We start from the raw sequence: 11,310 nt of genomic DNA on the forward strand, positions 1-11,310 counted from the left end.
AATGATCGATTTCGATCCGGGCACAGCAGCTGCGCCCGCAGGTGACAGCAGAGGTACCAGCCAGCGCAACGGCGGGGACCTCGTCGTCGAAACCCTTGAGGCGCTCGGCGCCAAGACCGTCTTTGGCATCCCGGGCCAGCACGCGCTGGGCCTGTTTGACGCCATGGGCCGCGGCAACCTGCACTTTGTGTCCTCCCGCGTGGAGAACAATAGCGCCTTCGCCGCGGACGGGTACTCCCGCGCCACCGGTGAAGTGGGCGTGCTGTTCCTGTCCACCGGACCCGGCGCACTGACGTCCCTCGCCGGCCTGCAGGAGGCCTACGCCACGGGTGTGCCCATGGTGGTGGTGGCCAGCCAGATCCCGCTCGAAGGACTCGGCGCCCGCCGCAAGGGCATGCTGCACCAGCTCGATGACCAGAAGGCCTCGGCCGCGAACGTCACCAAGAGCCAGCGCCTGATCCAGCACGCGTCGGGCATCCCATCGGCCATCCAGGATGCCTGGACCGAAGCCATCTCCTCGCCGCAGGGCCCGGTCTGGCTGGAAATCCCGCAGAACGTGCTGCTGGATCCCATCATGGTGCCCCCGGTGGAGGATGCGCTCGCGGAAGCGGCGGACAACCCGCCCCGCGTGGAGCTGGTCCGGGAAGCGGTGAAATGGCTGTCGACGGCGGAACGTCCCGCCATCATCGCCGGTGGCGGTACCCGGCGCGGCCGGGCCGAAAAGTCGCTGCTCTCGATTGCCGAGAAGCTGCGGGCGCCGGTCATCTGCACCCCGGGCGGCAACGGCGCCTTCCCGTGGACCCATGAGCTTTCGCTGCAGTCCTGGATCGAGGACCGCCACATGACGGACCTCCTGGAGGACGCCGACGTCCTGATTGTCGTCGGCTCGTCCCTCGGTGAAGTCACGTCCAACTACTTCACGTTCGCGCCCCGCGGCCGCATCATCCAGATCGATGCCGAGCCGCGCGTCCTTGAATCGAATAGCCCCGGCCTGGGTATCCGCGCCGATGCCGGCCAGGCGCTCGCCGCCCTAGACGAGGCCCTGGTCGCGCCCATCGATAACAACCGCAGCTGGCACGGGACCGCCCCCGAAGACTTGGTGAAGGAATCCCTCGCCAAGGTCAAGGCACGGCTCGAGTCCCAGGACCTGGGCAAAGAGCTGAAGTTCATGGCCGACATCCGCGAAGCCGTCCCCGCGGACATGCAGACCTTCTGGGACATGACTATCTCGGCGTACTGGGGCTGGAGCTGCTGGGATGCGCGGCAGGGCCAGTTCCACTCAGCCCAGGGTGCCGGCGGTCTGGGCTATGGCTTCCCGGCAGCTATCGGCGGCGCCGTCGGGCTGGAAACAGTGGGCAAACCGGGCCGCGTGCTTGCCGTGTCCGGTGACGGTTCATCCATGTACTCCATTTCCGAACTCGCCACCGCCAAGCAGCACAACGTCCCGGTCACCTGGCTGATTGTGGACGACGGCGGCTATGGCATCCTGCGCGAATACATGGTGGGGGCGTTCGGTAAAGCCACGGCCACCGAGCTCGCGCGCCCCGACTTCGTGAAGCTCGCCGAAGCATTCGGTGTGCCGGCCACGCGAGTGGCCCCCGGGGACGTCGGGGACGCGCTCAAAGCGGGCTTCGCCGCCGACGGACCCAACGTCGTCGTCGTCGAAACCCTGCTCAAGATGTTCGGCCCCACCCACCTGGACGACTGAACACCCAGCACCACCCCCCGGCGCGAACGTACAGTTGAGGCCCCATTTCCGCGAGGAATTGGGGCCTCAACTGTACGTTCGCGCCTGGCGTTTAAGGGCCCCTGGAACCCCGCCATCCTTCCTTTAGTTTCCCAAAGCAACCATTTGGAGATATAGTTGCCTTAGGCAAACAAAAGAGGAGAGTTCAATCATGGCAGTCGCCCCGGACACCGCAGCGGACCTTGTCTACCGCATCTTCGACCTCCAAAGGGTGGTCCGATGCGTGGCCGCGGCGAGCTTCCGCGGACAGGAAACCGGGGTTGCGCTGCAGGGCGTCCTCAGGTTCGTGGGCGAGGGGGAGTCCCGCGCCACCCAGCTTGCGGAGCGGCTCGGTGTCAGCGCCCCAGTCCTCAGCCGCCACATCGCGGACCTTGAAGAGCAGGGTTACGTCATCCGGCGGCAGGACCCCGACGACGGCCGCGCCCAGTTGGTTGCCCTGTCGCCGGCGGGCGCGGACAAGCTCCGGGAGATCGAGGAGCACCGCACGGCCACACTGCAGGACTACCTCAGCGATTGGAGCCAGGAGGATGCCGAAGACACGGCACGGATCCTGACAAAACTCTCGGAGTCACTCAAGCATTCAGCCCGGGCACATGCAGTCCCGGTACTTCCAACCGCGGCACCATCCGCCGCAACCCATACCCTCCAGGAGCACTGATATGTCGAGCCAACCGGCCGCACCACCCTTGGCGATGACCCACCGCCAGATCATGGAAGCCCTGACCGGGCTCCTCGCGGCGTTCTTCACCGCCATCCTCAGCAGCACCATCGTGGCCAACGCGTTGCCCACCATCATGTCCGATCTGCACGGCACCCAGACCGACTTCGCCTGGGTGATCACCGCCGCGCTGCTGGCCAACGCCGTCACCACCCCCATCTGGGGCAAGCTGTCCGACCTCTTTAACAAGAAGATCCTGGTCCAGCTGAGCATCGTCATCTTCGTGGCCGGCTCGGTCATGGCCGGACTCTCCGAGACCATCCCGCTGCTGCTCACCGCACGCGTTATCCAGGGCGTGGCCATGGGCGGGCTGACCGCGCTGGCGCAGGCCATCATCGGAACCATGATCCCGCCGCGGGACCGCGGCAAATACTCCGGCTACATGGGCGCCGTGATGGCGGTAGGCACTGCCGGCGGCCCGCTGCTGGGCGGATTCATCGTGGACAGCCCGCTGGGCTGGCGCTGGACGTTCTTCGTCTGCGTGCCGCTCGCCGTCGTCGCGCTTATCCTGCTCCAGATCACCCTGAAAATCGAGCACATCAAACGCCACGTCAAGATCGACTGGCTTGGCTCCATCCTGCTGACCTCCGGTGTCAGCCTGCTCCTGATCTGGGTTTCCTTCGCCGGCAACCCCGCCTACTACGGCTGGGTTTCCTGGCAGTCGGCCGCCATGGTGGGCGGCGGCGTTGTCCTGCTGGCCCTGCTGGTGCTGGTGGAGTCCAAGGTTGAGCAGCCCATCATCCCGCTGAAGATCATCTCCGAACGCACCACCGCTTTGGCCATCATCGCTTCAGTGGCCGTGGGCATCGCAATGTTCGGTTCAACCACCTTCCTGGGCCAGTACTTCCAGGTGGCCCGCGGCGCCACTCCCACCGAAGCCGGGCTGCTGACGCTTCCGATGATCGCCGGCAACCTGACCGGTTCCGTCGTTTCCGGTCTGCTCATCAGCCGCACCGGAAAATGGAAGGGCTACCTGATCGGCGGGTCCATCCTGCTGATCGGCGGCCTCGGACTAGCCGGCACCATGGACCACACCACCGAACTGTGGCAGGCCGGGATCTTCACGGCAATCCTGGGCCTAGGCCTCGGCATGCTGATGCAGAACCTGGTCCTGGCGGTGCAGAACACCGTCAGGGCGTCCGACATCGGTTCGGCCAGTGCGTCGGTGGCATTCTTCCGTTCGGTGGGCGGCGCAATCGGCGTGTCCGTGCTCGGCGCCATCCTCAGCAGCCGGGTCAGCGAACTCGCCACGCAGGGCCTGGCTGCCGCCGGCATCCCGGTGGCGGGCGGGTCCGCCGGAGCCAGCATGGACCTTGCTGATATGCCCGCCCCGGTGCGCGAAATCATGCGAGCTGCTTACGGCGACGCCACCGCCGAGGTCTTCCTGATCTCCGCCGCCGTTGCGGTAATAGCCCTGGTCTCGGTCCTGTTCATCAAGGAACGCCCGCTGCGGCGCACCGTCGACATCCAGCCGGAGGCGCAATCAGGGGTGGTGGCCGGGTCAGACGCCGCGGAAAGCGCCAAGGCGAGGGCAGACGCCAATGCTGAAAGCACGACGCCGGAACTCGCCTCCGCGAACCGCTGACCTAAGCACGGCTACTTACGAACGCGCGAACGGCCACTTGAGGCCCCCTGGGATGGCGGGGCCACAAGTGTCCGTTCGCGCAGGTGGGTGGCCGGCTAACCGCGTGGGGGAGTACGCCGATCGGATGATATTTGCCGTGGATGTTTCGCCCGGGCAACGGATTTCGTAGAGTAGGTAGGCTGAGAAATGTCAGCCCCGTCTGTTACTACTTATCCTCATCATTTCGCGCTCTCTTCCTAAGGATTCACGGGCATGCTCCTCACCCTCATACGGCGCTACTCCAAACCGTATATGCCATACATCGTGGCCGTCGTAGTGTTCCAGCTGGCGTCCACCATCGCAGCGCTCTACCTCCCCAGCCTCAACGCCCAGATCATCGATGAAGGTGTTTCCCGCGGGGACACGGACTTCATCTGGCGGACCGGTTCCGTGATGCTGCTGGTGGCCATTGTCCAGGTGGGCACCGCCATTGCCGGCGTCTACTACGGCTCAAAAACGGCCATGGCCGTGGGCCGCGACCTCCGCCGCGGGGTGTTCCGCAAGGTCACCAGTTTCTCCGCCAAGGACGTGAACACGTTCGGCGCCCCCACCCTCATCACCCGCGGCACCAACGACGTCCAGCAGGTGCAGATGCTGGTGCTGATGGGCCTGAACTTCATGGTGGCCACCCCCATTATGTGCATCGGCGGCATCATCATGGCGCTGCGCGAGGACATCAGCCTGTCCTGGCTGGTCTGGGTCTCCGTGCCCGTGCTGGTCGTGGTGGTGGGCTACCTCGTGGTGCGGCTGATGCCCCTGTTCCGTTCCATGCAGAAGAAGATCGACCGCATCAACGCCGTCCTGCGCGAGCAGATCATCGGCATCCGGGTGGTCCGGGCCTTTGTCCGCGAACCCTACGAAACCGAACGGTTCGGCGTTGCCAACAAGGACCTGACCGACGTCTCCCTGAAGATCGGTGCGCTGTTTGTCCTGATGTTCCCCGCCATCGGCATGATCCTGCACCTTTCCACGGCCGCGGTGCTGTGGTTCGGTGGCCAGCGCGTGGAATCAGGCGACATGCAGGTGGGCTCACTGACCGCGTTCCTGCAGTACCTGCTCCAGATCCTGGTCGCCGTTATGATGGGCACGTTTATGGCCATGATGATCCCGCGCGCCTCCGTCTGCGCGGACCGCATCGGTGAAGTGCTCGACGTCGAACCCTCCATCCACGATCCCGAACGTCCCGAAACTCCCGCCACATTGGCTGGGGTGGTGGAGTACCGGAACGTCACCTTCGCCTACCCCGGTGCCGAGACGCCGGTGCTGAGTAACATCAGCTTCACCGCCAAGCCGGGCGAGACCGTGGCCATCATCGGTTCCACCGGTGCAGGCAAGACCTCGCTGCTGGCCCTGCTGCCGCGCCTTTACGACATCGCCGAGGGTGAAGTCCTCCTGGACGGCGTCTCCGTCAGCAACCTGGACCGGGCCGAGATCACCAAGCGCGTGGCACTGGTCCCGCAGCGGCCGTACCTCTTCTCGGGCACCATCGAGCGCAACCTGCGCTTCGGCAAGACCGAAGCCACGGACCAGGAACTCTGGGACGCGCTGCAGATCGCCCAGGGCGGGGATTTTGTCCGCGAGAAGAAAAACGGACTGAACGCCCGCATCGCGCAGGGCGGCACCAACGTTTCCGGCGGCCAGCGGCAGCGGCTCTGCATCGCCCGTGCGCTGATCACCAAACCGAAGGTCTACCTCTTCGACGATTCGTTCTCGGCCCTGGATGTGGCAACTGACGCCAGGCTCCGCGCCGCGCTGAAACAGACCACCGCCGACGCCACAGTGATCATCGTGGCCCAGCGGATCTCCACCATCACCGACGCAGACCAGATCCTGGTCCTGGACAACGGCCGGATCGTGGACCGCGGAACGCACGAGGAACTCCTGGAAACCTCACCCACCTACCAGGAAATTGTTGAATCCCAGCTGAGCGTGGAGGAAATGGCATGAGCGCCGCCAAGAAGGACGCAACACCGGCTGAGGTCAAGCAAACAGGCACTACTACCCCCGAAGACCTCCTGGAGGACGACGAGTTCTTCGAGGAGGAATACAAACCTTCCGAAGCCGACGGCGACATGTTCGGCGGCATGCCCGCGAAGAAGGCTGAGCACTTCTGGCCGTCTGCCAAAAGGTTGCTGGGTCTCCTGAAGCCTGAAGCTGTGGGCATCTACGCGGTTGTGGGACTGGTGGTTGTCTCGGTGGTCCTGAACGTCATCGCCCCCAAGATCCTGGGCCAGGCCATGGACGTCATCTTCGGCGGCGTAGTGGGCAAGCAGCTCCCCGCCGGCGCCAGCAAGGACCAGTTCGTGGAAGGCCTGCGCCAGCAGGGCCAGGACAACTTCGCGGACATGGTGTCCCGGATGGAGCTGGTTCCCGGCACCGGGATCAACTTCCAGAAGCTCTCGGTCCTGATCGCCATCGTGCTGCTGATGTACTTTGTGGCCAACATCTTCCTCTGGCTGCAGGGCTACGTGCTGAACCGCATCGTGATGAAGGTGATCCGCAGGCTCCGGGACGACACCGAAAAGAAACTGAACCGGCTCCCGCTTAACTACTTCGACACCCGCCAGCGCGGCGACGTCCTCTCCCGGGTGACGAACGATGTCGACAACGTCCAGCAGGCGCTGCAGCAGGCCTTTGCGCAGCTGATCAGCTCGCTGCTGACGGTCATCGGCATCGTCATCATGATGTTCATCGTGTCCTGGCAGCTCGCCCTCATCGCCCTGGTGGCGCTGCCGCTGTCCGGCGTGGCGGCCGGCCTGATCGGCTCCCGCAGCCAGAAGCTTTTTGCCGCCCAATGGAAGAACACGGGCGAGCTGAACGGCCAGATCGAGGAATCCTTCTCCGGGCACGATCTTGTGCGGGTCTTCGGCCGTGACGCTGACATGCTGGAACGCTTCGAAGAGCGGAACGAGGCCCTCTACAAGGCCAGCTTCGGAGCCCAGTTTGTCTCCGGCATGATCTTCCCGGTCATGCAGTTCGTTTCCTACCTCAGCTATGTGGGCATCGCCGTCGTGGGTGGCCTCCGGGTGGCCTCGGGCTCGATGTCCCTGGGCGATGCAACGGCATTCATCCAGTACTCGCGCGAGTTCACCCAGCCGCTGGGCCAGATGGCCGGCATGGCCAACATGCTGCAGTCCGGCGTCGCCTCCTCGGAGCGGGTCTTCGAATTCCTCGACGCCGATGAGCAGGACTCCGAGACCGCTACCGAGCACCTGCCGGCCAAGACCGACGGGCATGTGGAGTTCAAGGGCGTCACGTTCAGCTACACCGAGGACAAGCCGCTGATCGAAAACCTGTCCTTCACGGCGGAACCCGGGAACACCGTGGCGATCGTCGGTCCCACGGGGGCCGGCAAAACCACCCTGGTGAACCTTGTGATGCGCTTCTACGAGCTCAACTCCGGGTCCATCACCCTGGACGGCGTGGATGTCACGCACCTGAGCCGCTCCGAGCTGCGGTCCAAGGTGGGCATGGTGCTCCAGGATGCGTGGCTGTTTGGAGGGTCCATTTACGACAACATCCGGTACGGCAACCTGGACGCCACTGAGGAGCAGGTTATGGCAGCGGCCAAGGCCACCTTCGTGGACCGCTTTGTGCGCGCCCTGCCGGATGGCTACGACACCGTAATCGATGAGGAAGGCAACAACGTCAGCGCCGGTGAAAAGCAGCTGATCACCATCGCGCGCGCATTTGTGGCCAACCCGTCGCTGCTCATCCTGGATGAGGCAACCAGTTCGGTGGATACACGCACCGAGCTGCTGGTCCAGAAGGCCATGGCGGCGCTGCGGACGGACCGCACCAGCTTTGTGATCGCCCACCGGCTGTCCACCATCCGCGACGCCGACACCATCCTGGTGATGGAGAACGGCAAGATCGTGGAGCAGGGCAACCACAAGGCGCTCCTGGCGGAGGAAGGTGCCTACTACCGGCTGTACATGTCCCAGTTCGCCGGTTCCGACGTTGAGGAAACCGTTGTGGACGATTCGACGGCGGTCCACAGCTGAGCACGCTGGGTATCGTCCACGCGTCCGAGCCCGCGTCCGGCCGCGGTCCAGGCGTCCCCGATCCCCGGCGCATCGAGGTGCTGGTCCCGATGCGCTGGGGCGACATGGACGCCTATGGGCACATCAACAACGTCCAGATCGTCCGGATGCTGGAGGAGGCGCGGATTACAGCGTTCGGGCCTCCGCGGGGAACCGGCCTGCCCGGCATTGAGCCGGAAGTCTCGCTCTTCAACGATGTTCCAGAGGGGACCCTGGCGCTGGTGGTGGACCACAGGATCCGCTACGTGAAGACCCTCGAATACCGCAACATCCCGGCCGTGGTCCAACTGTGGATCGGCGCGGTGAAAGGCGCCAGTTTTGACATCCACTACGTGGTGCAGGACCCGGTCACCCGTGAGGAATGCGTCCGGGCCAGCAGCCATCTGGCGTTTGTGGACGAGGCCTCCGGCCGCGTCCTGCGCCTGACGCCGAAGCAGAAGGAGCGGCTGGCGCCGTTTACATTTTGAACCGTGCGCCTTCGTGCCAGCGCACCCGTTGCGCAGGCACGGCGCACACCGGAAACTGGAAGTATCCACTAAGGGAGCGTTGATCATGGCCAAGAAAAACAAAAAGACCTGGAAAGAGATGTCACCGGCGGCACGGGCGGGATTTGTGGTCATCGGGATAGGGCAGGTGGCGCTGATGTTGGCCGCCCAGCGCGACATTTCCAAGCGTCCGGCGGCGCAAATCAATGGACCAAAGGCGGCCTGGCGCGTGGCGGCCCTGATCAATTTCATCGGGCCGATGGGCTACTTCATTCTGGGGCGCAAGCGGCCCGGAGCCGGGGCCGGAGCCGTCAAATAGCAGGCCTGAGAACTGCAGACCACCAGGGACCTCGGAGCGGGCATCCAGCTTGAGCCTGTAAATTTGAACCCATGACCCCAAACCCCAAGACTGCCATGCACCGCGCCCTCGGTGTCTCAAAGGAGATCGAGGACGCGGCCTGGTTTGTGCTGGGACCAGGTCTGCAGGGCAAGCCGTCAGCCTTGGACGGGAACACCCTGACCTGGACTGCGGAGGCTGCGGCAGAGCTGCTGGACCGCCTGGACCGGGGCACCGCGGATGCCAAGGCGCCCATGATGACAAACCTCCGGCAGAACCTCGAAGGCGCTTCCCGGGAGGCCAAGCAGCTGGCCGTCGAGCTGCTGTTCCTGCAGTCGCTGCCCCTGGCGCACGAGGTGAAGTCACTCAAGGTCAAACGAGCCCGCGTGGCCGAGGCCGCGTCCTGGCTGGAAACACCCTTGGAAGCACCGCTGGAGCTGCCCGAGGAACTCTACAAGGGCATGACGGACCACGGCGTGATCAGGGACCGCACCGCCGAATTCAACTGGACCATCTGGGACCACCTCAAATGGCTCTGCCGGTTTGTGCAGCACGTGGACCAGCAGATTCCGGCCGCCATCACCAAGGCGCTGAAGGACCCGCTCAAGTTCCACGAGCTCGCAGCGGGAACGCCGGGGGACCAGCCCGCCATCCGCCGCAGCATCGAGTATTTGGCGTGGCCAAGCTACTTCGAGCCTGTTGTGGCGGACGTGGAGCGGCAGGAAATCCGGGACGCGTTCGCCTCCCTGGTGGGCGGGGCCAAGGGCGACAGTGACGAAGACATCACCGCGGACATCAACCGGATCCGCCTGCATTTGGATGAACAGGCCGGCCAGCGCATCGACTGGTACGCCCGCCAGCTGGTCAGCCAGTGGCGCAAGGTCGGGGACCCCGGGCGCCGCGCGTGGCTGCTGCGTACCCACAGCGATAACGCCGAGCTCCTCACCGCGTGGCAGGAAGAGGAGAAGGTGACGCTCGACGTCGAACATCTCCGCCACCTGGACCCCGGCGTGACCGCCGGGCTGGTTCAGCACGCCGTGGACGAGGACTACAAGCACCTGGGCTACGTGGAGCGGGAGGACACCAAAACGGCGGTGTTCGCCTTCCTCACCGTTATGAAGCCCGGCGACCTGGTTCTGTTCCAGCACGCCGGCACCGTGCGGCTGGCAGTGGTGCTCGGCGAGCCCGAGCACAACGATGACAACCGCCGCCTGCGGCGCAAGGTGCGCTGGCTGGATGACGACGGCCACGCCACAACAGACCTGCCCCGTCACGTCCAGCGGCAGCTGGCCACTTCGGGGATCGTTGTTGACGTCACCAAAGTGGTGCATGCGCTCCAGGCGCTTGTGCCGGCCGAGGCGGAACCGGAGGACAACGACGACGCCGCACCTGCCGCCGTCGTGCCCCCCGTGCAGGAGGGCTTCCGCCCGCTGAGCCGCGACTTCGCGGAGTCGCTGCACATGGACCTGGAGCCGCTGCAGGAGATCGCGGAACTGCTGGAGGAGAACCGCCAGCTGGTCCTGTACGGGCCGCCCGGAACGGGCAAGACGTACCTGGCCAAGCACCTCGCGGCGGAACTGGCCCAGGACAGCACGGACGAGCGGGTGAAGCTGGTGCAGTTCCACCCGTCGTACGCGTATGAGGACTTTTTTGAAGGCTACCGGCCAGACAAGACGGACGAGGGCCAGGTGGCCTTCAAGCTCGTGGCGGGGCCGCTGCGCCGGCTGGCCGAGGAAGCCGCCAAGCCCGGGAACGAGACGAAACCCTATTTCCTGATCATTGACGAGATGAACCGCGCCAACCTGGCCAAGGTGTTCGGCGAGCTGTACTTCCTGCTGGAATACCGCGACGACCGGATCTACCTGCAGTACAGCCCCAACGAGCCGTTCACGCTGCCGGACAACCTGTACATCATCGGCACCATGAACACCGCGGACCGGTCCATCGCCATGATGGACGCCGCCATCCGGCGCCGGTTCGCGTTCATCGAACTGCACCCGCAGACGGAGCCGGTGAAGGGGTCGCTGTTGCGCTTCCTGCAGGCGCGGGACTTGGACACCACGCCGGCACTGCTGCTGGATGCGCTCAACGGGGCCATCGACGAGTGGGACCGGGACTTGATGATCGGCCCGTCGTACTTCATGAAGTCCGCAGCCCAGACGCCGAGTGGGCTGCGCCGGATCTGGAAATACGAGCTGATGCCACTGCTGGAAGAGCACTACCACGGCCAGCTGACCCGCGGGCAGCTGGAGGAGCGGTTCGGGCTGGAGCAGCTGCTGGGACGCCTTGTTACCAGCTAAGCCGACCCACACCCCCGTACATGGAGGAGCAGTGCATGCCGGCGCAGCATTGGGAG

The 11,310-nt window shown here is 64.9% G+C and carries 8 protein-coding genes; all 8 read left to right on the forward strand.

The genetic code is table 11. The features are described 5' to 3' along the window. Position 1: 1 nt before the first annotated feature. Complete coding sequence (locus ACZY1F_RS04620; protein WP_463940510.1) at positions 2 to 1,708, forward strand: thiamine pyrophosphate-binding protein; 1,707 nt, start codon at positions 2 to 4, stop codon at positions 1,706 to 1,708. A gap of 190 nt (positions 1,709 to 1,898) precedes the next feature. Then, the gene (locus ACZY1F_RS04625; RefSeq protein ID WP_463940511.1) at positions 1,899 to 2,405 is read left to right on the forward strand and encodes a MarR family winged helix-turn-helix transcriptional regulator; all 507 of its coding nucleotides are present in this window, start codon (positions 1,899 to 1,901) and stop codon (positions 2,403 to 2,405) included. A 1-nt stretch (position 2,406) separates the two neighbouring features. Further along, the gene (locus ACZY1F_RS04630) at positions 2,407 to 4,050 is read left to right on the forward strand and encodes an MFS transporter (RefSeq protein WP_463940512.1); all 1,644 of its coding nucleotides are present in this window, start codon (positions 2,407 to 2,409) and stop codon (positions 4,048 to 4,050) included. A 252-nt stretch (positions 4,051 to 4,302) separates the two neighbouring features. Then, entirely contained in the window at positions 4,303 to 6,036 is a 1,734-nt protein-coding gene (locus ACZY1F_RS04635; RefSeq protein WP_463940513.1) for an ABC transporter ATP-binding protein, read from the forward strand. Beyond that, positions 6,033 to 8,093 carry an ABC transporter ATP-binding protein gene (locus tag ACZY1F_RS04640; protein WP_463940514.1) on the forward strand — a complete coding sequence of 687 codons (2,061 nt, stop codon included), beginning with the start codon at positions 6,033 to 6,035 and terminating at the stop codon, positions 8,091 to 8,093. Before ACZY1F_RS04635 ends, ACZY1F_RS04640 begins: the two co-directional genes overlap by 4 nt. An 89-nt stretch (positions 8,094 to 8,182) precedes the next feature. Continuing rightward, the gene (locus ACZY1F_RS04645) at positions 8,183 to 8,599 is read left to right on the forward strand and encodes an acyl-CoA thioesterase (RefSeq protein ID WP_463940515.1); all 417 of its coding nucleotides are present in this window, start codon (positions 8,183 to 8,185) and stop codon (positions 8,597 to 8,599) included. Between the two features lie 85 nt (positions 8,600 to 8,684). Beyond that, on the forward strand, positions 8,685 to 8,936 hold the full coding sequence (locus ACZY1F_RS04650) for a PLDc N-terminal domain-containing protein (RefSeq protein ID WP_463940516.1): 252 nt from the start codon (positions 8,685 to 8,687) through the stop codon (positions 8,934 to 8,936). A 71-nt stretch (positions 8,937 to 9,007) separates the two neighbouring features. Beyond that, positions 9,008 to 11,254 carry an McrB family protein gene (locus ACZY1F_RS04655; protein ID WP_463940517.1) on the forward strand — a complete coding sequence of 749 codons (2,247 nt, stop codon included), beginning with the start codon at positions 9,008 to 9,010 and terminating at the stop codon, positions 11,252 to 11,254. The last annotated feature ends 56 nt before the right edge of the window (positions 11,255 to 11,310 follow it).

This window comes from Pseudarthrobacter xylosi (assembly GCF_055412765.1).

Coding starts and splice junctions, on each gene's coding strand:
- ACZY1F_RS04630 (WP_463940512.1), top strand. CDS start 2,407: ATGTCGAGCCAACCGGCCGCACCACCCTTGGCGATGACCCACCGCCAG.
- ACZY1F_RS04635 (WP_463940513.1), top strand. CDS start 4,303: ATGCTCCTCACCCTCATACGGCGCTACTCCAAACCGTATATGCCATAC.
- ACZY1F_RS04655 (WP_463940517.1), top strand. CDS start 9,008: ATGACCCCAAACCCCAAGACTGCCATGCACCGCGCCCTCGGTGTCTCA.
- ACZY1F_RS04620 (WP_463940510.1), top strand. CDS start 2: ATGATCGATTTCGATCCGGGCACAGCAGCTGCGCCCGCAGGTGACAGC.
- ACZY1F_RS04645 (WP_463940515.1), top strand. CDS start 8,183: ATGCGCTGGGGCGACATGGACGCCTATGGGCACATCAACAACGTCCAG.
- ACZY1F_RS04650 (WP_463940516.1), top strand. CDS start 8,685: ATGGCCAAGAAAAACAAAAAGACCTGGAAAGAGATGTCACCGGCGGCA.
- ACZY1F_RS04640 (WP_463940514.1), top strand. CDS start 6,033: ATGAGCGCCGCCAAGAAGGACGCAACACCGGCTGAGGTCAAGCAAACA.
- ACZY1F_RS04625 (WP_463940511.1), top strand. CDS start 1,899: ATGGCAGTCGCCCCGGACACCGCAGCGGACCTTGTCTACCGCATCTTC.